We start from the raw sequence: 25,400 nt of genomic DNA on the forward strand, positions 1-25,400 counted from the left end.
AAAACAAACAAATTCGATAACTTATTTACTATTTTCTGTAAAAACCCGAAAAATCACGGCTTGATTTTTAGGCAAAATTTTCATGCTTTTTGAACTGTTGGCAAATACTGCTATTTTTTAGTCAATCCGATAAACCTGGATTTTCAGCTTTTAACTGCTTTGCCTCTTTATTTATAAGGGAGTGCCTGTTTTACAGTCCATCGAATTCAAACGGTGTTCTGAAATAAACACCACAGCATCCTCAGCGATCAGTTCAAATAATTCAATCACATCTTCATTGCGCATCCGGATACAGCCATGAGACATCGGAATCCCCATGGGTTCCGTATCAGGGGTGCCATGGATATAGATATAACGTTTAAAAGTATCGCAGCCCTCTCCCAGATTGAAATTTTCTTCCAGACCGCTTAACCAGAGAATGCGCGATAAAATCCAGTCGCGTTCAGGGCATTGTGCAGCCAATTCAGCATCGTATACTTCACCAGTTTCTTGTCGCGCTTTAAACACTGCATTTTTAGGCGCTGCATGTCCGAACTTAAGTGCCACTTTATGCCAGCCTCTAGGCGTCTTGCCGGAATTTTCCTGCTCGCCGATCCCGTTCTTGCCGCTAGAGATGACATAAGACTTGTGATGCTTAGGCAAGGTCAAACTTTGCTCGGCCAAATCAATCCAGATATCTGCCTGCTCTAAAGAATATGTCATAACAAAATTACTCAACGTCTTTAATCGGTTCAGCTGCAGGTTCAGGTCGTAGCCATAGCCAGATGGCAACGCTTAGCATGGTCAAATCGGTAAATATTTTCACCAACACTGGAGCACTGGTAAATAACATGATGATTCCACTGATTAGCATCATGATACTGGCGAACCATTTTGCCTTGCGTGGTACGGTGCCGTTTTTGCGCCATGCTCTTAATGTTGCGCCATATTTAGGATGATTCAGCAGCCAGGCATCCATTTGCGGCCAGCCTTTAGAGGCTGACCAGGCAGCTAAAATCAGAAATACTGTTGTTGGCATACCCGGTAAAAGTGCCCCGATAAAGCCCAGGATGACAAAAATCATCACCAAACTTCGCCAAAACAACATTTTCATAGCACTGCCCTATACATCTAATTGCGGTAGTATAAAGTGTTTTTGCATATTATCCGTTGTCATTCTGCACTTTTTAATCTAGCGCCAGGGGTTGGCTATGTTTGTTTTAAATCAAGCGTCTCATCTTGAGGAACCTTGGCTGCAATTTAAAAATTTACTGGTTCGGCAATTGGCCTTTTGCGTATGCAGTCCAAATATTTTATCGGATACTCCGGCCGAACTGGTGTTAAAACACGCTTTTCAGTTTCATGACAATGCTATATGGCACAGCCATTTTGAGAATTATCGCGCCCGACTGCTTTATTTAGATCAGCATCCGCAAGAGTTAGAAAGCTTTTTACAACAACTGAAAAGTACCCGTCTGGGATTACGTTTTGAAATGTTGATCTGGTTTTGGCTGCTCGAGCAAGATTATCACCCTTATCAATTACTCGGTCATAGCATTCAAAAAATAGCTGGGCCACGCACCTTGGGTGAACTCGATTTCCTGTTATTCAATACCGAAAGCAAGGCCATTGAACACTGGGAAGTGGCTTTAAAATACTATTTGGCGGAACGTGATTTTTCCTTGCCTTATTGGTATGGCTTAAACCGTAGCGATACATTGTTGCGCAAGTTGAGTCACTTTAGCCAGAAGCAGTTTCAATTTGAAGATGCACTGGAGCATAAAATTGAACAGCGTTTTGCGGTACTTAAAGGTCAGCTCTACCTCCCTATTGAAAGCACGGTAAGCGCGATCCCCAGCTGGGTCAATCTGCAACGCCGCTTAGGTTATTGGGGAAGTCATATTCCACCGCAAAGTGCTGATTTTTATCGTTTACAACGACAAGAATGGATTTGTCAAGAGCAGCATATCAGTAGCGATACGGCACACTGGTGGAGCAATGGGTTATATCTGCAAAAAGATCAAAATAATTTCTATATGTACCGAAATTCGCCCCTACTTTCTCAAAAGGTAAAGGGCTAAATTTATGAGAATTGTCTATTTTTATAACAAATACTTACTTTTCTACCATCAAAAAACCATATTGTTTACGCTGGGCATTAATTAACCTGAATTCACATCAAAATAATGAATTACTTGGAGATGATGATGAAAAAAATTCTTGCCGCTTCCCTCATTATTGCTTTTGCTTTAACTGGCTGTAATACCTTTAAAGGTATGGGTAAAGATGTATCTAAAGCCGGAGATGCCGTGACCAATACTGCAGAAAAAACTTCTGAGGAAATCCGCAAAAACTAGTTTGTCTTCAGCACACACAGAACCCTATCCAAGATAGGGTTTTTTTATGGCAATTTTATGGCAGTCATTCACTTTCAAGGGCATATTCGCCTATTATAGTACCGACAAATTTATCGACTTATGAAAATCGCATGACATCTTCCGCTACCCTTGATTTAAGCTTGCAACTGTTACGTCAGCCTTCTGTAACACCGATCGATCATAGCTGCCAAACTATAATGGCGGAACGTCTAGCAAAAATAGGCTTCAATATTGAACCGATGCGTTTTGAAGATGTGGACAATTTGTGGGCGCGTAAAGGAACTGAAGCACCGGTGCTTTGTTTTGCAGGCCATACCGATGTGGTACCCACCGGCAGTTTAGATGACTGGAATTCTGATCCTTTTGTACCGGAGATCCGCGATGGCAAACTTTATGGCCGTGGTAGTGCCGACATGAAAACCGCACTGGCAGCCATGGTGGTTGCCTCTGAACGTTTTGTGGCGAAACACCCAAATCATAAAGGTTCTATTGCCTTCCTTATTACTTCGGATGAAGAAGGTCCGTCGATTAACGGAACGGTTAAAGTAGTAGAAGCTTTAGAAGCACGTAATGAAAAAATGACCTGGTGTCTGGTCGGTGAACCTTCAAGTACCCATCAATTGGGTGATATCGTTAAAAATGGTCGTCGTGGTTCATTGAATGCCAAATTGACCGTAAAAGGTAAACAAGGCCATGTCGCATATCCTCACCTTGCCATTAACCCGATTCATACTGCATCTAAAGCCTTGGCTGAACTGTGCGATACGGTGTGGGACAATGGTAATGAATATTTCCCGGCTACATCTTTCCAGATTTCCAATATTTCTGCAGGTACCGGTGCTACCAATGTGGTTCCTGGAACCATGAATCTTTTATTTAACTTCCGTTATTCAACTGAAGTCACTGCTGAACAATTAAAAGAACGTACTCTAGAAATTCTGGATCGACATCAAGTGAATTACGATATTGAATGGACCTTATCTGGTTTGCCATTCCTGACTCCAGTGGGTGAACTGGTCAATGCAGCAAAAAATGCCATTCGTAATGTAACAGGTATGGAAACTGAGTTGTCTACCAGTGGTGGCACTTCTGATGGTCGCTTTATTGCACCTACTGGTGCACAAGTGCTCGAACTAGGTGTATTAAATGCCAGCATTCATCAAATTGACGAACATGTCAATGTCGCTGATTTAGAACCGCTTGCTGAAATTTATGAGCAAATTTTGGAAGGCTTATTGGCTAACTAAAAACTAATAAATCTATAAATAAAAAAGGAACCTTAAGGTTCCTTTTTTATTGTCCAGTATTGGATTAAGCGCTAGGTTTTATAACCCCAAAGAAGACTGAATTTGGGCCAGATTCGGCACATGAAACACCTGATCTCCCATACGCACATACTGAAATACATCTGGGTCTGTTACGGTGCGCTCATCATCCACCACTTCAGAAATACGCAGACGAATGGTTTTCGGCATTTCATTACACATCAGGGCAAACCGCTGACTGACATCATCACCTTCAATCACCAATGCCACGCCGGTTTTCCGCTCTGGATCATTCACCGCATATACCGGTAATTTCAGTTCATGCCATTCTACAAAAGGTACTTGTGTGGCACTATCCAGTGCCGACAAGACAATATTTTGTGGAAGAATCATCGCTTCCTTGCCATGACAACCAATAATATAGGTATCGATAAATCCGGTAGATACCGTAATAAGGTGATATAACTCTTGTTGTGAAATTTGATCAACAGCAGAGTTTGAAACACTATTTTGGCTCATTTAATTACCCCTGACTGGTCTCGTCTAACAAACTTTCCACATTTTCCAGTAATTCCGCTTCCTGGAACGGTTTACCCATATAGTGCGTTACCCCAAGGCTGAATGCACGTTCACGGTGCTTCTCGCCTGTTCTTGAAGTAATCATGATAATAGGCAAGTTTTGATGCACGTCATGGTGACGAACCAGGTTAGTGACTTCAAATCCGTCCATACGTGGCATTTCAATATCCAGCAACATCAAGTCTGGTTTGACATTTTCCAGCTGCTCCATGGCATCTACACCATCTTTGGCTGTTACCACATCAAAGCCTTGACGCTCAAGTAAACGTGAGGTCACCTTACGTACAGTCACCGAGTCATCCACAATCATAATCAGGCGGCGTGCATTGCTATAACGAGAATGTTCACGCTGATCAGACAGATGTTTAAGACGTTGGGTACTCTGAATTTGGCGGGCAATATTCTGGCCATCCAAAATCAGGCAGACTTGACCATCACCTAAAATGGTTGCTCCGGCAATGACACCCACACTTGAGAATTGCTGACCGATCGGTTTCACCACAATTTGTGCACGTGAACCAATCAGCTGATCTACCAATAAGGCAATGGTTTGCCCATTATTACCCTTAATGAGTAGCACGGGTAAAGAATGCGCAATACTACTTAAACGCGGTAAAGGCTGGTTGGATACGAATTCAGACAAGTAACGCAGTTTATAGCTGGTATTATCAATTTTAAAGAAGTCATCTTTACTGTTGAAATACTGCTCCAGCGCAGATGGTGCAATACGTACAATACGGTCAATTTGTGCCAGTGAAATCGCAAACTGCTGATCACCAGATTTCACCATCAAGGCATCGCTTACCGCTACTGTGGTCGGTACCCGAATGGTAAAGGTAGTACCTTTACCCAATTCAGACTCGATGGAAATATGCCCACCCAGCGCCTTAATTTCGCTTTGCACCACGTCCAGACCAACACCACGTCCGGAAATTTGGGTCACTTCTTTGGCAGTAGTAAATCCAGGATGGAAAATTAATTGCAGGATTTCCTGCTTATCAATGGATTGATCGGCTTTAATTAAACCCAAGCTGAGCGCTTTTTCTTTAATTCTGGTTTCATCAATCCCTTTACCATCATCACTGAACGACACCAGTACGTCAGTACCCTGACGGCTAATATTGAGGACAATTTTCCCAACTTCAGGCTTCTGTAGCTCCTGTCGTACATGAGTGTCTTCCAGACCATGGTCAATCGCGTTACGTAGCATGTGCTCAAACGGAGTCACCAGACGTTCAAGAATGTTACGGTCCAATTCACCTTCAGTGTTTTGAACAATTAACTCCGCTGGACGATTCAAGGTCGATGAGGTTTGACGCACAATACGTTGCAAACGTGGCAATAAACGGTCAAATGGTACCAGACGGGTACGCATCAAGCTTTCCTGAATCTCGGCCTGAATACGTGATTGTTGTAACAATAAGCCTTCGGTATCGCGAATCTTTTCAGACAAGGTCGTTTTAAAGTCCACCAAGTCAGATGCAGATTCCGCCAGTGATTTTGACAACTGGTTCAATGATGAATATTGGTCCATCTCCAACGGGTCAAAGTCAGCATAACGTGAAGTGTCACCATGTTTGGCAATAATTTGCGATTCTAGCTCACCTTCCATTCGACGCAACTGGTCAGCCAGACGCTTGATCGCCAATTCCATCTCGTTCAGGGTATTACCAAACTGGCCCAAGTCCATTTCAATACGCGAACGGTTAATCGCATTTTCACCAGACAAATCGATCATTTTTTCCACCAGATCGGCAGAAATACGGATCATTTCATTGCTGTTGTCCTGTTGAGTACTTATGCCCCATTCACCCAGCATTGCCGGTGGTTCCGTACCATCACCCTGAACGAATTCAAAGGCTTTAACCGTTGTAAGCGTATCGGGCTGAGTGGCACGATTTGGCAGTTTCGCCGTTACATCAACAAATTCAATTGACTCTAAGCTTAACTTAATACTGTCGTAATTACTGTAATCTTGCTCGAAGATCGCCTGTTTTAACCATGCAAAGGTTGTTTGCAATAACAGGTCATAAACATTCGAGTTGAACTGATGCACCGCAAAGCGTTCGAATGTGGTTTCCAACTGGTAGGCAATGGCCCCTACCGGTTCATTTTCAACCATTCGCGCACCACCTTTCAAACTGTGGGCTGCACGTTGTAATTGAAGCAGCAAGCTACGGTCACTACGCTGATCAAACCATTGCTTCAACAGGCCATCCGTAGACTCCAGAATCTCTTCTGCTTCTTCCAGGAATGTTTCCTGTGCAATTGAACGGATACTATCATCTGGATCTTCAACATGAACCGGACTTGCCAAGCTAATTTCAGCAACTGTTTCGACTTCTGCGGCTGAAATTACCACAGGTTCTGCTAATTCCTCAGCAACTGTTTCAGCTTCTGCTTCAATTTGAGGCTCAGTTTCGGCTTCAATTTCAATTGTAGTTTCAAGTTCTTCAATTTCAGTAGCGACTTCAGGTACAGCTATCGCTTCGACTTCTGCAACTGCAGCGCTTACCACTACGCTACCTTGAGCGATCGCTTGAATATTTCGTAAAATTTCAATCGATTCAGTACCAGCATAGTCAATCTGCTCATCACGAATGACTTGAATACGATCGGAAAGATCATCTTGTACTAAACGAATAATACTAATGAGTTGTGGATTGACTTTAATTTGCTGACGAATCACCCGCTCATAAATGCTTTCTAATTCATGCGAGATTAAACCAATATGAGTCGCCTGAATCATATTTGCACCACCTTTGAGGGTATGCAAATAACGCATTAAATTATTCAGTGCCGCTGTATCGGATGGATCTTTCGACCAGGTATTCAAGTCCTGATCAATCCCGCCTAACAATTCTTCTGCTTCTTCCAGGAAGATCTCCAGCAAATCTTCATCAAAATCACTGTTTGCATCAGCGGCATGCATTTGCGCACGATCTGAACGTATTTTTTGTGAAATTTGCGCCAGATCCACACTGCCTGAAGCAATAGCTGGGACTGCTTTGGCTTGAATTTCAGCACCCGGTTCTTCAGCTTCAAACTGTTCAAGGTCTTGCTGAACAAAGGCCGCTAGGTCACTCAGTATTTTCTGAACATCTTCCGTTAAAATAACGCGCTGACCCGCTGCCAGGGTATCAAACAGATGAATAAATTCTTGATGAGCCTGTCCGAACAATTCATAGGCATAATCAATATTAAGCAGTTCTGGCTTGGATACCAGTGCCTCATAGCTAGACTTCAATTCATTGGTAAATTGATGAATACCCATCGCAGCACGGTTATCGGTATGATTCAATAACTGTTGTGCCTGTTCACTTAAAGCCTGAATATATTCCGGATATTCAACTTTGGCGCGTTTATCGAATTCGAACTCTGCATCCAACAGCAAGTCGATATTCAGTTCGACAAGCTTCGATACCAGACCTTGCGGGTTGACATCTTCATCCACTTCTATCGAAGTGAAACCGTAACTGTCCCATGCCGTGTTAAAGGTGGCATAAATCGCATCCAGCTTCTGGGTTTGCCCCTGTCTTAAGGTATGTAAATAATCACGGACAAATTCAGCATATTGAATCAGCAAAGCAGTCTGTGCCGATGTAGAAACAATCTCTTCTTGTAAAAGCGTTTTAAATAGGTTTTCAACCTTGGTACTGGCTTCAAAAATTTGTTCAATTTGAGCCATTGAAGAGCTGCCACGCAAGGTATGCAAGGCACGGATCAGGCCATTATAATCCTGCTGTTTTTCCGGTTCATTTTTCAGGAACTGATCAATCGTAAGCAGATGCTCTTCCGCTTCTTCAATAAAGATTGCAACCGTTTCTTCAAGGTAATTATTGTCTTCTGCTGCAACAGGCTCTTCAGCAGCAGTTTCGCTTGCTGCTTCAATTTCTATTTCACTGGATGATAGGTCATGTAACTCTAAGCCAGTGGGGCTATCTACACTGGTCAAGCTGCTAGACAGCTCAAGTAACTCTTCTAATGCAGGCTCTATGCTGACCTGCTGCTGTATTTGCTGCCCCAATAATACGAGAGGTCTTAAGTCGATATCAGCATTTTGTACCGTTTTAAAAATTGGGTATAACTTATATTGATAAATATTAAATACAGTTTGAGCAAACCGTTGAACTGTGCTGTCCAAAACTACTGTGCCGGAAATGACACGATTCAAGGTATCTTCAACCGACCACGCCAATTCGCCAGACGACTTTGCCCCCACCATGCGTCCAGAGCCTTTAAGGGTATGGAAATGGCGACGAATCGTAGTCAAGGTTTCCTGATCTTGTGGATTTTCAAACCATTGAACAAATAAAGTACTTAATTCAACGAAGATCTCTTCTATTTCTTCAACAAAAATTTCTAAAATTTCTGCATCTTGATCAAGATAACTATCTTCAGGAAGCGTTGTCGTTTCAACTAAATTTTTTAATATTTCTTTCATAGCTTAGGCTTCTTACGTTGATTTGCCACCAAGAAGGGCACTCAAACTTAATTGTCACCATCACGCGAGACCTAACTTTGAAGTTAAGTTCATCTTGTCGATGCATTATCTGTGTTTTTCGGATATACCTTGCCCGCAAGCAAGGTATATCATCACAAGGCTTTAGTCTTACCTTAGTCAGGTAATTTAAAGTCAGTTACAGATTCACGTAATGATTCGGCCATATTTGCCAATTCAGATACCGAACGTGCTGTATCGAATGTTGCTGTGGTGGTTTGCGAGGTAATCTCTTGTACAACATTCATCGTGGTTGCAATATGACCTGCAGAAGCAGACTGAAGTTTTGCAGCATCAGAAATGTTGGCAATCAATTTCGCCAGGTTGCTCGATACGTTTTGGATTTCATCCAGTGCCACACCGGCATCTTTAGACAAGTTCGCACCACGTACAACCTCTGAAGTGGTTTGTTCCATCGAAATTACCGCTTCGTTGGTATCCGTTTGAATGGTTTTTACCAAGCCTTCGATCTGTTTGGTTGCAGATGCTGAACGTTCCGCAAGACGCTGTACCTCATCGGCTACCACAGCGAAACCACGACCTGCTTCCCCTGCCATCGATGCCTGAATTGCAGCGTTCAATGCCAGGATGTTGGTTTGGTCGGCAATATCGTTAATCAAGGCAACGATGTTACCAATTTCCTGAGAAGACTCACCCAAACGTTTAATACGCTTTGACGTTTCCTGGATCTGCTCACGAATGGTATCCATACCTTCAATAGAACGGTTTACAACATCCGCACCATTGGCAGCAATTTTTACCGAACGTTCTGCAACGACTGCCGATTCTTCAGCGTTTGAAGATACCTGGTCAATTGACATTGCCATTTCATTAATTGCGGCAGATGCACCGGCAATTTCTTGCGCCTGGTGTTCAGATGCTTCGGCTAACTGGTTGGTAATACCCTGCGTATTGGCGGTATATTGCGCAACTTCTTGCGATGTATCGGTAATACGCGATACAAGGTCACGTAACTGGTCAATCGCGAAGTTAATGGAGTCGGCAATTGCACCGGTAAAATCTTCAGATACCGTTGCGTATGAACGCAAGTCACCATCTGCCAAATCGGCAATTTCATCCAGTAAACGTAAAATCGCGTTTTGGTTACGGTCATATTCTTCTTGCAAGCTTGCTACACGCTGTTTATCTGACTGGCCACGCAATGCAAGTAATTTGAATACAGCAAACAGGAAAGCAACCAGACACAAGATTAATAGCAATGCAGGAAGTGCAATCGCCAAGCTTGAACCGCCGGATAGCTTATTCAGATTGGTTAACAATTCATCTGACTGGGCAAAAATTGAAGCAGAAGCTTGACGTACTTTTACAATTTGAGTCGAGTTTTTAAGGATCGTTGCAGATGCAGATTTCAGTACATCATCATATTCGCTTTTAATACCGCTAAGCGATTCACGTAATGCTGGATCAGTAATACGCTCTACACCCAGTTCTGCACTACCATTCAGCTGGGCATTCAGATAAGAACCAAAAGTTTCAGTATCGGCACTGAAGTCATCTGCAGATTCACGTGAGTTATCACTACCCGCCAATACAGAACTGATCGAACGAAGAATACGTTCTGCAATAAATACCTGGTTTTTCGCAATCACCACCTGGTTACTTGGCATGTTTTGACGTGCCATTTGGTCAACCATCAGGTTATATTCTGCCTGAATCCCCGGAATCGATTCACCAATCGCAATGTTGGTATCGTAAAGCTGGTTAATCATTTTTTGTTGAGATGAAATTAAATCAATCCCTTCTGATATCGTGCTCCACTGCTTTTCTACTTCAATCAATGCAGCCGTATGTGGATGAATATCTTTAACCGTCTCCAAGTTTTCAGCAAAGTTTTTTTGCGATTGAACTAATTTATCAATCGATTCTTTGGTTCCAGAAGCTGTTGCATCAGTAGCCTGACGTGAAATGGTCTGTGATAACAGACGCAAGTCACCGACACTACGTGTCAATTCGTTATTACGTGGCACACTATAGAATAAGTACAATAATAGGAATAGTGCTACGACCAGAGAAAATGCTGCGCCCAAAATTAAGGGTTTGGACTTTTCACTGTCACCAAATACACGTGATAATTGCTCTGTTTGTGATTGAATCTTTGCTAATAAAGCATTCCCACCCTTACGGCTGGTGCCTTCACTTGTATTCTTCTTTTTAAGTTTAAAGCCCATCCAGCTTCTCCCCGAGTTGCGCTATCATTCTTTAGCGTGCGACTATTAATTTATAAATTTTATAGAGGCATTCATATATTTTGGGTTTTGCAATAAACGACTAAATAAGAAAACATGCCAGTGTTGATTATGTTGATAAAAATATCCCTGACAATATTCTTGTAAATTGCTGTCTAATTCACTGTGTTTAGAAAAGAAACTTTTCTTGTTAAAGTGTTGAATCCCCAAAACCTGATCTACCACCAAACCGACATAATGGTCATTGTGACTAATACACAATACTTTTTGAGTCGGTGAAAACTGACTTCGATGCCCCGAAATATAATGCGCCAAATCAGCTACTGAAAGTAAACGCCCCCGAATATTGGCCAAACCCATTACCCAAGATTGAGTATTGGGAACCGGCGTATATTTAGGCGGGTAAATCACTTCAGATACTTCACCTAAAGGGGCAACAAAATATTGCCCCATCATCTCAAAAGCAATGCCTGACCATCGGTTTACTTCATTTTCAGTGGTAACGTAGTTTTTGTTGCCACGTTTCGCCAGCCGAAGTAATTCGATAAATCCATTAGCTGCCATAGAGCTTATCCTGCATTGAGGTGGTGTTTAATCACATCAATTAATTGTTTTTCGTCTACAGGTTTAGTCAAATAATCACTCGCCCCCTGACGTTTCCCCCAAACTCGGTCGGTTGCCTGATCTTTGGTACTAACAATCACAATCGGAATGTGTTTTGTTGTCGTACCACGTGCAATTTGACGTGTCGCTTGAAAACCATTTACCCCAGGCATTACCACATCCATTAACACTAGATCTGGCAGTTCTGCTTGTGCCATTGTGACACCATCAGCACCATTTGCCGCTTCAATCACCTCAAAGCCATGCTTGGTTAAAATTTCTTTAAAACGAAATGTCTCTGTAGGTGAATCATCAACGATAAGGATACGTGACATGCTTTTCCCCAATAAAAATAAACTTATGCTGTTACGTGATTGCGGATAGCGTTTAACAATTCATCTTTACTAAAGGGTTTAGTTAAATACTCATCCGAACCAACAACACGACCTTTTGCCTGATCAAATAAACCATCTTTACTTGACAGCATAATGACTGGAATATTTTGATAATTTTGTGAATTCTTGATAAGTGCACAAGTTTGATAACCGTCCAAACGTGGCATCATGATATCTACAAAAACAATATCCGGATTGGCTTCAGCAATTTTTGCCAATGCTTCAAAACCATCTACTGCGGTCACGACTTCACAACCTTCACGTTGTAGTAATGTTTCTGCTGTACGACGAATGGTTTTTGAATCATCAATCACCATCACTTTTAGATTGTGGAATTTATCGTCCATTTAATGACCCTTCCGATTTTTAGAATGTACAAACAATTTTAGTCGAAAATTTTATTACAAGTTAAAAACATTTTTAACATATCTTTACTTGCCTTTTCAATGAACATTTTCCGTACAAAGACTCACTTTCGTTTATTTTCAATAACAGCTTCACATTTTCTACCGACCAATGATTTTTTTTTGACAGACAGAGGTTTTTTATTGCTTATTTTAAGTCTAAGATAGCCTATTTATTACTTTTAAAATAAGTAATTTAGTCAACTTTTATTCGGGGGTTACAATGCAAAGTCAGTTTAAATACAAACTTGCTTTCATTGCACAAAAAAAAATGACCTTAAGATTCATTTTTCTTTCTTTCATCATTTTTCAGGCAGTATCGGCATTTGCTGAAAATCCGCCACCTAAAGCCACCTGGTATCGTTATTATGACAGCAGAGGTGTGGCCAATATTAGCAGTAACGTTACCCCCAACCATATTCGCCATGGCTATGAAGCTTTGGATCAGAACATGCAGGTGATCAAACGTAATCGTGCCTTCAATAGCGAACTGGAGATCAAACAGGCTCCCTTACGTGCAGCGCATGCCCAGAAACGGGCAGCAGACTTGAAACTTAAAAAAGCTTATGGTAGCAGTCAAGTTGCAATTACAAAACGTAATGACTTATTAGTCAGTATTAAAAAACAAATTACCTTCCAGCAAGACCAGTTAAAACAATTACAGACTGACCGGATCTACTTTAAACGTCAGCAGCTTGAACACTTGCGTAAAGCTGAAGCCCTGCCAAGCAGCTTAAAAAATAATTTAGAAAACAATCAGAAGAACATTGAAGCAAAAAAAGAAATGATTCAATCGTTACAAATTCATTATCGAAATACACAAGCAGAATACGACAATATTATCGCTCGCTTAAAAGCACTTGAATAAATTGCATTTATGCTATGAAGCACTTAATTTAAGTCACAACAAATAAAAAGGATGACGCTACATGCTAGCTGGACAGCATATGAAAAAATCTAAATTAAGTGACCATAAGCAATATTTAACCGGCAGCGTTCTGTGTTTAACTTTACTTCTAACAGCTTGCCAAAAAAATGAGATAGAAAAACCTGTAGAAACAACAACAAAAATTGAGTTAATTGAAAAAGATCTAGTTTCCGTGAAGAATGGCACTTCTGTCGCCAAAAGTGCTTTTACCGGTACGCTTCGTGCAGTCAATCAAAGTAGCATACAGGCTCAGGTCACTGCCACTGCAACCCAGGTCTATGTACAGGTCGGACAGTCGGTCGCTAAGGGACAGGTCTTGGTTCGCCTGAATAATCAAGACAATGCTGCACGTTTAGCGCAAGCTCAGGCCAATTTGTCAGCGGCACAAGCGCAGGCCAATCTGGCTAAAAATATGATGCAACGTAAACAGCGCTTACTGGATCAAGGTTTTATCTCCAAAGTTGAATATGAACAGGCTGCTGTCGACTATCAGGCGCAACTGGAAAATGTGCATGCACAGCAGGCAAATGTGAATATTGCACAAAAAGCCGAGCGTGAAGGGACTATTTATAGTCCAATTTCCGGAGTGATTACCCAGCGTCAGGTCGATGCTGGCCAAACCGTTGCTGCTGGCCAGACCCTGTTTGAAATTGTGAATCCGAATCAATTGGAAATTCAGGCCAAATTGCCAAGTGACATGCAGGCTGCGTTAAAAGTGGGACAACGGATTGAATACACTATTCAAGGTAATCCAGCGCAACTGACTGCGGTTTTAACTCGAGTCTCCCCTATTGCCGATCCTGCCAGTCGCCAGATTGAATTCTTTGCCCGACCGAATGAAACCATTAACTCACTCAGTATCGGTTCTTTCGTAGAAGGCAACATTCTTGCTTCAACCCAGGTTTCAGGTCAGCTCATTCCACTTGATGTGATTCAGGATGTTAAAGCTAAACCCTATGTCTGGGTGATCCGCCAGAACAAAATTGAAAAGGTCAATCTGGTCATTCTGGAACAACGCTATCGGGATAATTTGGCTGTCGTGCAAGGACTGCAAAACACCGACCAGATTAGCCGTATTAAATTTAATGACCAGGACATTCATAAAACGGTCATCATCAATAAAGAATAAAAAATAAGTACAGGATTGTTCTTATGTGGTTTACCCGAATTAGTGTTAAATATCCTGTTTTCACCATCATGATGATGTTGTGTTTACTGGTACTGGGGCTGGCATCTTGGCAACGCATGGGCGTAGAAGAGTTTCCCGATGTCGATTTTCCATTTGTGGTGGTGTATACCTCATATCCGGGTGCTTCTCCTGAAACCATTGAATCTGAAATTACAAAAAAAATGGAAGATCAGATCAACACCATTTCAGGTTTAAAACAGATTATTTCCCAGTCTAGTGAAGGGCTTTCGACCATTATTGTTGAATTTAATCTGGATATGTCTTCTGCCGTTGCAGCACAGGATATTCGAGATAAAATTGCTCCTGTTACTGCCCAGTTCCGTGATGAAATTCAAGATCCTGTTGTTGAGCGTTATGATCCGACTGCCAATGCGGTGATGTCGATTGTTTTTGAATCAGACAATATGCCGTTACGCGACCTGAGCTCCTATTTAAGTCAGCGAATTGTCCCGCAACTTAGAACTGTACCGGGCGTTGGTACAGTCAATTTACTGGGCGATGCCCAACGCCAGATTCGTATTGAGGTCGATCCGCAAAAACTGCAAAGCTTTGGCATCGGTGTAGACAAGGTCATCAATACCTTGAAAGGTGAAAATATTGAAGTTCCGGGAGGAACTTTAAAACAGCCGACCTCAGAACTGGTGGTGGAAATCAAGTCTAAGGTGATTCATCCGCAAGCTTTTGGTGACTTGATTATTGCCAATAAAAATGGTGCTCCTATTTACTTAAAACAGGTGGCAAGCATTGAAGATGGTCAAGCCGATCTGGAATCAAGTGCTTATTTAAATGGTAAAGCTGCGGTCGCGATTGATATTCTGCGCAATTCGGATTCCAATGTCATTGATGTGGTCAATGCCAGCTATAAAGCCCTAGCAAAAATCGAGCAACAGCTACCCGAGGGTACTGTGGCTAAGGTTGCCGTCGATAGCTCCAGAGGTATTCGTGGCAGTATTAAAGATGTTGCACGTACCATTATTGAAGGTGCGGTTCTCGCTGTTCTGATTGTTTTGCTGTTCTTGGGTTCTTTTCGCTCCACAGCCATTACCGGGCTGACCTTACCGATTTCCCTGTTGGGGACATTGACCTTTATTTGGGCTTTTGGCTTCACTATTAACATGATGACCTTGCTGGCATTATCCCTCAGTATCGGTCTGCTGATTGATGATGCCATTGTAGTGCGCGAAAATATTGTCCGCCATGCCGACATGGGTAAAGATGCGGTTACAGCGGCACTGGATGGAACCAAAGAAATTGGATTGGCAGTTTTAGCTACCACGCTCACCATTGTCGCGGTATTTTTACCGGTGGCATTTATGGGCGGAATTATTGGTAAATTCTTCTATCAATTTGGGGTAACCGTCAGTGCTGCAGTGCTGATTTCGATGTTTGTCAGCTTTACCCTCGATCCCATGCTTTCTGCGCACTGGGCTGAAAAACATGATCCAAACAAGAAACCCGGCAGAATCAAGCGCTTCTTTAACTGGATATCCAACAGGCTTGATCATTTAAGCCATTACTATGAAAAATTGTTAAAATTGGCACTCCGCTTCCGTATTTTAACCCTGATAGTGGCAGTAGCTTCACTTTTTGGCGCCTTAGGTTTATCCAAATTAATTGGTACCGAATTTGTTCCCGTTCCAGATAAAAATGAAATTCGGATTAAATTTGAAACACCAGTGGATGCATCACTCGAATATTCACAAGCCAAGCTATTACAAGTTGAAAATATTCTTCGTCAGCATCCAGAGGTGCGTAATACCTACAGTATTATTAATGGGGTAACGGATCGTGGTAAAAACCATGTCAGCATACGCGTCAAGGTTACCCCTCGCCTGGAACGTGCTAAAACACTGACCCAACTGAATAACGAGTTTCGCCAGCGCCTACAAAGCGTAGCTGGGATTACCATTACTTCTGTGGCTTCTGCAGATGAAACTGTTTCTGGAGGACAAAAGCCAGTTCTTATTTCCATTAAAGGACCCGATCTAAACGAACTGCAAAAAATCTCCGATCGCTTTCTTGCAGAAATTTCTAAAGTAGAAGGTATCGTCGATCTTGAAAGTTCGCTGAAAGAACCTAAGCCGACCTTGGCAGTTCATATCAATCGGGTCTTGGCGAGTGATTTAGGCCTTTCTGTCAATCAAATTGCCAGTGTCATCCGCCCCTTAATTGCAGGCGATAACGTAACCACCTGGCAAGATGAAAAAGGCGAAACCTATGATGTCAATCTTCGCCTGACCGAAAACAGACGCACCCTACCGAGCGATATACAAAATCTTTATTTGAACTCACAGAAAACCGATGCTTCAGGCCAGCCTATTTTAATACCTCTGGCGAGTGTGGCATCCTTTAACGAAACAATGGGGGCATCGCAAATTACCCGCCGTGATTTGGCTCGTGAAGTACTGGTAAAAGCCAATACAGCAGGCCGACCTGCAGGTGATATTGGTGCAGATATCAAAAAAATTGAAGATAACTTTGATTTACCACCAGGTTATAGTTTTGCTACGCAGGGCGCAAATAAAGACATGGCAGAATCAGCAGGTTATGCCTTAACCGCCATTACCCTTTCCATTGTGTTCATCTATATTGTACTGGGTTCACAATTTAACAGCTTCATTCATCCTGCGGCGATTATGGCTTCCCTTCCGCTCTCGCTAATTGGGGTATTCCTGGCTTTATTCCTGTTTAATTCCACCATGAATCTGTTTTCCATTATTGGCATTATCATGCTGATGGGATTGGTGACCAAGAATGCCATCCTGTTGATTGACTTCATCAAAAAAGCCATGGATCGAGGAGTAGATCGTTATGACGCCATTATTGAAGCGGGTAAAACCCGTCTACGTCCTATTTTAATGACCACCAGTGCCATGGTGATGGGGATGATTCCTCTAGCATTGGGCCTGGGCGAAGGCGGCGAACAGAGTGCCCCTATGGCACATGCCGTGATTGGTGGTGTGATTACCTCTACACTATTAACTTTGGTGGTTGTGCCGGTCATCTTTACTTATCTGGATGACTTTAAGAATTTTATGATGCGCCAAATCGGCAAAATCATGGCATAATAAACTCACTTGACATGAGGTGACATTCTGAAATGTTCACCTCATTTTTTATCGTATAATCTTATGCTTTAACGCTTAATTATTAGGACAGTTTCCATGCGCGCGAGTCGCTTTTTATTTGCTACGTTAAGAGAAACCCCAAATGATGCTGAAGTAATTTCACATCAGCTCATGTTACGTGCGGGGATGATTCGTAAATTGGCTTCGGGTTTATACACTTGGTTGCCGATGGGCGTACGCGTGCTAAATAAAGTTGAAGCGATTGTCCGTGAAGAAATGAACCGTGCAGGAGCACTGGAAGTATTCATGCCAGTGACTCAGCCCTCAAGCCTTTGGGAAGAGTCAGGCCGTTTTGTGCAATATGGTCCAGAACTTTTACGTTTCAAAGACCGTCATAACAATGATTTTGTGCTTGGCCCAACGCATGAAGAAGTCATCACCGATCTTGCACGTAACGAATTGAAAAGCTACAAACAACTGCCAATCAATTTCTATCAGGTGCAAACCAAATTCCGTGATGAAGTACGTCCACGTTTTGGTGTGATGCGTTCACGTGAATTTATCATGAAAGATGCCTATTCATTCCATGTGGATCAAGCTTCTCTACAAGAAACTTATGACGTGATGTACGACACTTACTGCCGTATCTTTAGCCGTTTGGGCTTAGACTTCCGCCCAGTACAGGCCGATACCGGCTCAATTGGTGGCTCAGGCTCACATGAATTCCACGTTTTAGCTTCAAGTGGTGAAGATGATATCGCCTTCTCTACCGAATCTGATTATGCAGCGAACGTTGAAATGGCTGAAGCTGTTCTAGTGGGTGAACGTGCAGCTGCAACCCAAGAATTGAAACTGGTTGATACACCAGATCAAAAAACTATTGCTGATGTATCGAACTTCTTAGGTACCGATGCTGCGCAATCTGTAAAAGCATTGCTCGTACAAGGTATCACGGATGAAAATGGCAATGTTCCAGTCGTTGCCTTATTTCTTCGTGGCGACCATGAACTGAATGAAATTAAAGCAGAAAAACATGCCGCTATTGCTGCGCCTTTAACTTTTGCAACTGAAGAACAAATTTCTGCTTTGGGTTTAACCACAGGTTTCATCGGTCCTCAAGGTTTAGTTGAAAAAGGCATTACCGTTATTGTTGACCGTGCAGCATCAGTCCTTTCTGATTTTGTTACCGGTGCAAATGAAGCCGACAAACATGCAACTGGCGTAAACTGGGAACGTGATGCAACCTTTACTGAAGTTTATGACTTGCGTAATGTGGTTGAAGGCGACCCATCTCCAGATGGTAAAGGCACACTACAAATCAAACGCGGTATTGAAGTCGGGCACATTTTCCAGCTTGGTCAAAAATACTCTGAAGCTTTAGGCTGTAAGGTCTTAGGCGAAGATGGTAAGCCACTGGTTGTGACTATGGGTTGTTACGGTATTGGGGTAACGCGCGTGGTAGCCTCTGCCATTGAACAGAACTTTGATGATAAAGGGATTATCTGGCCAGCAGCAATCGCACCTTTTGAAGTTGCCATAGTTCCAATGAATGCACATAAATCACCACGTGCATTGGCTGCTGCAGAAGAACTCTACGCTGAACTTCAAGCAGCCGGTTATGATGTACTTCTTGACGATCGTAACGAACGTCCAGGGGTGAAATTCTCCGACCTTGAATTGACCGGTATTCCACACCGTATTGTGATTGGTGAAAAAGGTCTGGATGCAGGTACTTTCGAATATAAAGGTCGTACCGATGCTGAATCTGTAAATATCTCTAAACAAGAATTATTGGCAAAAATTGCAAAGTAATTGGTCTTTAAAATAAAAAATCCCGCTTCAATAGCGGGATTTTTTATTTTATAAATTTTACAATTAGCAGAATTTTAAAGAGCCAAAGCAGTTCCGATAAGCTGGCGCTAAAGTTGTAATATTACCTGCTGCTGCCTTACCATTTTGCACCATATTTGACATCAAATTGGTTAATGAGTCATTAATATTCAGGGTAAAAGCATCTTGAAGATACATTGACCAGCCCTTACCTACAGCTTCTTCATAACCCGGATATTTAATACTGTCTAAAGCAGTTAAAGCTATACCAAATAAACTTGAGTCCACATCTAGTTGGTGAACATTGTTTAAGTTATATGGCAGCTTATAAGCATTTAAAGTATTGGTTAAAAGAGCGCTATAATCCCCTTTGCTTAGACTTCCTCGAGCTGGTACTGCTTGCCCCAAACCAATTAATGTTTGTTCCTTCATATAGATTTGAATACCTTGTTCAAGTAAAGGCATTAAGGTATTAGCTACGCCCGGGCCTGTAATTCCATCACACCCACTTCCAATTAAAGGTGTCGCACAAATCTGATTTACAGTTAAACCACTCACTACATCATCAACTGTATTTCCTAATCCCAAGTTAGAAATTTTGACTTGTGTGAGTCGTGTCCCGGCTGCTTTTACATCCGCTGCAGAAGATGCTGCCGTTGTATCAATAGTTAAATCTCTATAGCGAACCTTAACAATTGCTAAATTTAAGATTTCCTCATCATTTACCCCTAAAAATCCATCAGCCTTAGTGTAAACATCATCGGCACCAATCAACTTATCAATTGTAAACCCTGTTGAAAATTTAGAAGCGTTAGCATCTGTACAGCCTGTTGTACCTTTTTGACAAGTCACAGCAATATTAGTTTGTGCAGCAATATTAAGGTTTGTCTTCCCTGTCAAATAACCACTATAGGAGGCTAAACTCCCAATACTCATTGGCCCTACCGCTTTATCTGCCCCTAAACGAATACCCACTACCTGGCGGGTTGCTGCGTTACTTCCGCCTTTGATTGCAAACTGAAAAAAAGGATTGGTTAATACAAAATCTTTTAAACCCGCTTGATTAGACTCCGCATTATTAAAATCTGCACCTGTGGGTTGTCCGGCTACACCAGGTAATGTAATGCAAGTTCCAGAGGCATTTGTGACACAACCAAAAGATAAATCTGAAATATCAATATCACATTTATCTGCACCATTATCGCCACCACAGCCCAACTGTAGTGATTTGATATTGGCATTTAAAGAGAGTTCTGCCTGGAAACCGAGTTTAAAAAAATCCAGGCTTTGGGTTGCATCAGTCTCTTTAGTAAGTGTAAACAAAGCCTGTCCCGTTACATCCGAAAGTGACTGATCATCTAGACTCGTCATTGCATAAGACATTGTGGATGTTACAAATGCTAAGACTAAAGCAACAATGCCTGCAAATATTGTTTTTTTCATTTTCTTTACCCTTGGTATTTGTTTTAACGCGGTGTTATCCCTAACGTGCTGCGCATAGTCCCACCTGTAATCGCAATATCTGCTATTTTTTGCATTGTTCCTGCTGTAGGAGACAATGCCAATTCCGCTTTTAATACCTTGTTGGTGATCGTTGAGTTGATTGTATTTTCATAATTAAATTTGATTTGATTATCCATCACCACGGTATCACTTTTTACTTTGATACGAGACTCAAGACCAATACGCCCTTGCAATTTGTTTAGATTGACACTGGATGACGTTATTGCATTAGTAGTTGTATTGGTATCTTCATTAATAATACTGAAGTAACTGCCATTTCCACCTGTTACTCCTGGCGGGTTAAATTCAAAATTCGCTTTTAACGATAAGAAATTCGTATCCGCAGTACCAGTTGGACTTTCCGATCCCGGAATAATTAATAGCTCACCTTTACCATCTATCTTAAATGCAATAGAAGACAACACATCGTCTTTTTGGGCAAAATTATCAATGGGTACAATTTTTTTAGTAGTACAACTTGGGGTTTCAACTGGACAGTTATATAAAGATCCTGGCAGTTGTCCAATCGCAATTTCAGCTTTAGCAGCAAATAATAAATTGTCTGCCTTAATATAAATTCCATCATTTTCAAAGCCAATCAATCCATCTGACTTCATGTAGGAATCAATATTTCTAAGACCAGCATAATAATTTACTGGTTCATTAAATGAACCAGTTCCACCGTCAACTACAATAATAGACGTTGTTGCAGGCTCACCCGTTTTTTGATCAATACCATAACCATCAGTCGAAAAGACAAGGTTATAGCCCAGCCCTTGGCTGTCAGTCGTTGCAGTCTTATACTTATAACTTTTTGAAAATAATGCCAAGTTTGCATTCAGATTATAAATTGGAATACCAATACCCCAATGGGCAGTTTGGTTGTCAATTTTCGCAATTGAATTATCTGAAATAAAACGTGCTGTACGTGCAATAGACTGAAAATCAAAACCACGCACAGCAATTAATGCCGCATTTTGCTTTGTGCTAGCTGCATTAATGGCATAGGTAATTTGGTTTGAATCTGTCGGGTTTTTACCTAAAACTTTCTCAATGGTATCGTTATAAATAAAATTTAAATTATTAGTACTGACAGTATTAATATAAATATCACCGAAATCAATATAGGCATTTTGGCTATTTAATTGAGTAACATCAGTATTTGAAGTACGTATTTTTAATGGTGCCAGATCTGAGAATTCAATGGCATAACTGCCATGTCCAGTATGACCAATTTCCAAAGTTGTAGGCTTATGGCTTGTACCAAGTAAGGTATTGCCTGTACGAGTAAATTCTCCAGACATACCAAAATGCAAACCACCTACACCTAAAGCCTGGTAATCGGTTAGAGTGCCTGTCAGGATACCATTGGTATTACGATGAAAATTCTGATAACCACTTTGGTCAGAATTTATAAAGATTTTACCATTGGCAATTGCGCCTGATGCCCCCATACGAATAACGTTATTCTGCGTAGTTCCAGTGCCATAACGTATATCAATATTCACCCCAGGATTGGTGGGGGCATCCGCTCCCGTTCGTGTTGAACTAACATCACTCGTATCTTGTACACGCCCTAAATCAACCAGGTTGTCTGAACCATCTCTAGCTTTAGTAGTTAAGACAATACCCTCGTTACGGTCAATGTACAAATAACCATCTGCTGCAAGATTAAAGTTAAAATCTTTCAAAATCAGATTATTGTTGTTTAACCCATAACTAATACTGGCATTTTGCAGATTAAGATCAAGATGAGCTTTCGCATCACGGTTAAATAATCCATTTGTTGTTTCAAGATTCATGACAAACGGTGTAGTTGTTTTAATATTTAAAGAACCTAAACTTTGCTGTTTATCGGTGGTACAGGTATCACAAATCAACATGATGTTTTGCACTGCCGCCTGAAAAGGGGACACACTGGCTTTTATTTTTACACCTGTGCCATTTGCAGTTGCACCTACGTCGAAGTCTAATTTACTTAAAATTTTTGTTTGGCCATTACCCGTAATTTCCACACCTTGCAAACCAAGTTTCATATTACCTTGATCTGTATAGTCTATCCAATTCGCCTGAGTAATTGTCGCTTTCGACATTTCATGCGTAATAGAAATTCCATCTTGTCCTGTCACACTACTTAGTGATTGATCACTTAACTCTTGAATAGCATAACCATGCTGAGCAATAAGTATGCAGGCTGTCAGTATATTTAATTTTATTATTTTCATTCTCATATCCCTATTCTTAAATTCTTAGCTGACTAGCAGCGACTAGTTGAAGTCCCAGCACAGTTATAACTAAAAATTTTGAGGTTACCTGAGATATGTAAATTCCCATGTGCATTCAACCCCATGAATCCTTTTTCTAATCCTTTATCGAATATGCCAGCCTCTGTGCCATAAGTTTCTGAATTTAAGTATCCTTCTGCCCCACTTTCCACAGACAATCCAGCAAAACCTAAATTTCTAATTTTTAAAGGTGCATTATCATAAAAAGTAAGTTGCATTGCCGTTTGTGGATTTCCATCTTTGTTGGTAATGGTCGAGCCATCCATGGAGAAACGGTCAATTTGCAATGTTCCCTGGATTTTTTTAAACACTAACCATTTTTGATTGCCATTTTCCACATGATTGTTAGGTGAAATCGCAAGACGGCATAAAATGTCGTTGGTACAGTTGTAAACATAGTTAACATCACTTGTGGTCAAGGCACTGAATGCTTTGCTTTTATCAGAAATATCTTGTAGTGACATATCATTGGCATACTTATGGTTTAAGGACAATGTCCAGCTTAAGTCAGCTCCGCCCTGTCCAGTTACATCAGTCAACTCTGTAATATCTAAACCTACAAGATCTGCATGAACCAAACTCGAAAAGACAATGAGGACAGGATAAAAAAATAATTTCATAAGCATTCCACCCCTATAGTCCCGTTGTCTTAAATTTCAAATGTTGAATTAACATGCCATCAATAGCAGCCGAACCTAAATTCACCGCAGAAGCAGTCGGTGTAGAACCTGGACCTCTAAATACCACACCAGTCGTGGTACCAGTCCTATCGGCATTTAATAAATTTTTTGTTGAATCATAACTAACTCCACCAATAGCAATACTGCTATGAGTGGCATTGTTTCCCTGATAATTCACTGTTGATCCATTTGCTACAACTTGGCTTGTGTTATAACCGCAAACATAAACATTACAAGTAGAACCTTTGTAATCACTACTAGCACCTACAGAAGAATAAGCGAGTGAATAGTCGGTATAAATTTTCTTATACACATCTGCAACCTTTGGAATTGCCGTCACTTCCAACACAATGTTACGTCCCTCGGAACCGACAATAAAAGGCTGGTACATATTACCTAGCACTAAATTAATATTTGGGCTGTAAAGGTATAAACCTTCATTACTATCAAATACTGGGGCTAAGCGACCTGCAAAAAGAGCTGGGGTAGCTCCAATACCATCATCACTAGCGGCGGTACTCATACGTAATACATTCGCATCAAGGGCAGTTTTACTCGCAGCTGTATTTGCAAAAGTTAAATTTGCAGGGTTTGAATTGGTATTCAACCTTAGGATAGATGCCATTCCTAAAGTCTGGTTATATTGTGCAGTCCCTGAAGTCAGCGTCTGGAATAAACGAACTTGTGATCCATTAATACTTAAACCATTGGCGACGACCTGTAAGCGCATACGCTGACTTTTGCTTAACTCCGTATCATCTACATTCGTTGCATCTGTTGAATTGGCTACAGGCGCACCTGTCACAGGATTAATTGCATTACTCGACGCCCATTTTCGTGAAAATGCATCTGTCCAGAAACCGAGCTTAATCTTGTCTTCGGTACTATCTGCTGTGACTTTTGCCAATGGGGCTTCAAGCGCAATATAACTAATAGTACCGTTAGTACTAAATTGGGGTACATTTTGTTCAGAACCTGCACGAAGCAACCATGGGTTTGCTGTGCTTCCCCAGTTAAAACCTGTATTACTAAAACGAGCATTGGCATCATTATTAGTTTTAGATAATGCCAAACCATAAATAAAAATATCTGCTTTGGTCTGTTTAGACGTTAAATCTGTCGCGGTCGTCCCTGTATAGTTCTCGCCTACTGGAATAATACGAATAAAACCAGTGTCGTATTTAGGTTTGTCTGCCGCAGCAATAGCAGTATTGTTATAACTTGAAGCAGTAGAAATATCGTTAGGACCCTGAAAGACCATCTTAAAGTTTTCAGGCAATAATGCGATCCCTTCACCGGTAGTTTCAGAAAGATGGTCATCTGACAAAGATTCAAGCGCATAAACTGATGGGCTAAGTAGTAAAGCTGCGAGCACACTCGCCAAACAAGATTTTTTAAATCTTGTATTATTCCAACTTTGAGTCATCACGACCTTCCTTTTTATCAGATGCTCCGCATCATTATTTTTTAATTCATCCTATGCTTGGTATGCCGAATTTTTATTTATTTGTCATTACGACAATGTTATTACCAAGTCTGTACAACTTTTTATTATGCTGAATATTATTGCAATTGCAAAAAAAACTGGCCGAATGAACACAGTTTC

Annotated in this window: 19 protein-coding genes; 7 read left to right on the top strand and 12 right to left on the bottom strand. The window is 41.3% G+C overall.

From position 1 onward, the window contains the following. Nucleotides 1-171: 171 nt before the first annotated feature. Together elsL and B9T29_RS04665 are read right to left on the bottom strand one after the other, a co-directional pair. Nucleotides 172-702, bottom strand: a complete 531-nt coding sequence (gene elsL / locus B9T29_RS04660; RefSeq protein ID WP_086174797.1) for a cell wall-recycling L,D-carboxypeptidase ElsL — start codon at nt 700-702, stop codon at nt 172-174. A 7-nt stretch (nt 703-709) separates the two neighbouring features. Then, nucleotides 710-1,093 (bottom strand): YbaN family protein, encoded by a 384-nt coding sequence (locus B9T29_RS04665; RefSeq protein ID WP_086174798.1) that lies wholly within the window; start codon nt 1,091-1,093, stop codon nt 710-712. 97 nt (nt 1,094-1,190) lie between these two features. On the opposite strand from B9T29_RS04665, the gene B9T29_RS04670 reads away from it, so the two are divergent. From B9T29_RS04670 to dapE, 3 genes are all read left to right on the top strand, one after another. Then, complete coding sequence (locus tag B9T29_RS04670; RefSeq protein ID WP_086174799.1) at nt 1,191-2,060, top strand: DUF1853 family protein; 870 nt, start codon at nt 1,191-1,193, stop codon at nt 2,058-2,060. Nucleotides 2,061-2,186: 126 nt separating this feature from the next. Next, nucleotides 2,187-2,336, top strand: coding sequence for an entericidin A/B family lipoprotein (locus B9T29_RS04675; protein ID WP_086174800.1), 150 nt, complete (start codon nt 2,187-2,189; stop codon nt 2,334-2,336). A gap of 131 nt (nt 2,337-2,467) precedes the next feature. Then, nucleotides 2,468-3,604 (top strand): succinyl-diaminopimelate desuccinylase, encoded by a 1,137-nt coding sequence (gene dapE, locus B9T29_RS04680; protein ID WP_086174801.1) that lies wholly within the window; start codon nt 2,468-2,470, stop codon nt 3,602-3,604. Nucleotides 3,605-3,682: 78 nt separating this feature from the next. On the opposite strand, the gene B9T29_RS04685 is transcribed toward dapE, so the two are convergent. From B9T29_RS04685 to pilG, 6 genes are all read right to left on the bottom strand, one after another. Then, a complete protein-coding gene (locus B9T29_RS04685; protein ID WP_086174802.1) occupies nt 3,683-4,141 on the bottom strand; it encodes a hypothetical protein in 459 nt (152 codons plus the stop codon). Between the two features lie 4 nt (nt 4,142-4,145). Beyond that, nucleotides 4,146-8,645 carry a hybrid sensor histidine kinase/response regulator gene (locus tag B9T29_RS04690; RefSeq protein WP_086174803.1) on the bottom strand — a complete coding sequence of 1,500 codons (4,500 nt, stop codon included), beginning with the start codon at nt 8,643-8,645 and terminating at the stop codon, nt 4,146-4,148. 173 nt (nt 8,646-8,818) lie between these two features. Then, nucleotides 8,819-10,891, bottom strand: coding sequence for a methyl-accepting chemotaxis protein (locus B9T29_RS04695; protein ID WP_086174804.1), 2,073 nt, complete (start codon nt 10,889-10,891; stop codon nt 8,819-8,821). 45 nt (nt 10,892-10,936) lie between these two features. Continuing rightward, nucleotides 10,937-11,473 carry a chemotaxis protein CheW gene (locus B9T29_RS04700; RefSeq protein ID WP_086174805.1) on the bottom strand — a complete coding sequence of 179 codons (537 nt, stop codon included), beginning with the start codon at nt 11,471-11,473 and terminating at the stop codon, nt 10,937-10,939. 5 nt (nt 11,474-11,478) lie between these two features. Then, nucleotides 11,479-11,847, bottom strand: a complete 369-nt coding sequence (locus tag B9T29_RS04705) for a response regulator (protein ID WP_086174806.1) — start codon at nt 11,845-11,847, stop codon at nt 11,479-11,481. Nucleotides 11,848-11,870: 23 nt separating this feature from the next. Beyond that, nucleotides 11,871-12,254: a twitching motility response regulator PilG gene (gene pilG / locus B9T29_RS04710; protein WP_086174807.1), complete on the bottom strand. Its 384-nt coding sequence runs from the start codon at nt 12,252-12,254 to the stop codon at nt 11,871-11,873. Nucleotides 12,255-12,534: 280 nt separating this feature from the next. On the opposite strand from pilG, the gene B9T29_RS04715 reads away from it, so the two are divergent. The 4 genes from B9T29_RS04715 (at nt 12,535) to B9T29_RS04730 (ending at nt 19,308) form a co-directional block, all read left to right on the top strand. Beyond that, nucleotides 12,535-13,179 carry a hypothetical protein gene (locus tag B9T29_RS04715; protein WP_086174808.1) on the top strand — a complete coding sequence of 215 codons (645 nt, stop codon included), beginning with the start codon at nt 12,535-12,537 and terminating at the stop codon, nt 13,177-13,179. Nucleotides 13,180-13,240: 61 nt separating this feature from the next. Continuing rightward, entirely contained in the window at nt 13,241-14,368 is a 1,128-nt protein-coding gene (locus B9T29_RS04720) for an efflux RND transporter periplasmic adaptor subunit (protein ID WP_086174809.1), read from the top strand. Nucleotides 14,369-14,391: 23 nt separating this feature from the next. Next, nucleotides 14,392-17,496, top strand: a complete 3,105-nt coding sequence (locus tag B9T29_RS04725; protein WP_086174810.1) for an efflux RND transporter permease subunit — start codon at nt 14,392-14,394, stop codon at nt 17,494-17,496. A gap of 96 nt (nt 17,497-17,592) precedes the next feature. Then, nucleotides 17,593-19,308, top strand: a complete 1,716-nt coding sequence (locus B9T29_RS04730; RefSeq protein ID WP_086174811.1) for a proline--tRNA ligase — start codon at nt 17,593-17,595, stop codon at nt 19,306-19,308. 63 nt (nt 19,309-19,371) lie between these two features. On the opposite strand, the gene B9T29_RS04735 is transcribed toward B9T29_RS04730, so the two are convergent. Genes B9T29_RS04735 through B9T29_RS04750 form a run of 4 tightly spaced genes read right to left on the bottom strand, consistent with a single transcriptional unit; the run spans nt 19,372 to nt 25,220 of the window. Further along, nucleotides 19,372-20,769 carry a hypothetical protein gene (locus B9T29_RS04735; RefSeq protein WP_086174812.1) on the bottom strand — a complete coding sequence of 466 codons (1,398 nt, stop codon included), beginning with the start codon at nt 20,767-20,769 and terminating at the stop codon, nt 19,372-19,374. A gap of 23 nt (nt 20,770-20,792) precedes the next feature. Then, nucleotides 20,793-23,060: a DUF6160 family protein gene (locus B9T29_RS04740; RefSeq protein ID WP_086174813.1), complete on the bottom strand. Its 2,268-nt coding sequence runs from the start codon at nt 23,058-23,060 to the stop codon at nt 20,793-20,795. A gap of 26 nt (nt 23,061-23,086) precedes the next feature. Beyond that, nucleotides 23,087-23,740, bottom strand: coding sequence for a hypothetical protein (locus B9T29_RS04745; protein WP_086174814.1), 654 nt, complete (start codon nt 23,738-23,740; stop codon nt 23,087-23,089). Between the two features lie 7 nt (nt 23,741-23,747). Beyond that, on the bottom strand, nt 23,748-25,220 hold the full coding sequence (locus B9T29_RS04750; protein WP_086174815.1) for a hypothetical protein: 1,473 nt from the start codon (nt 25,218-25,220) through the stop codon (nt 23,748-23,750). Nucleotides 25,221-25,400 lie beyond the last annotated feature (180 nt).

The sequence above is a fragment of the Acinetobacter sp. ANC 3903 genome (assembly GCF_002135315.1).
GTDB lineage: Bacteria > Pseudomonadota > Gammaproteobacteria > Pseudomonadales > Moraxellaceae > Acinetobacter.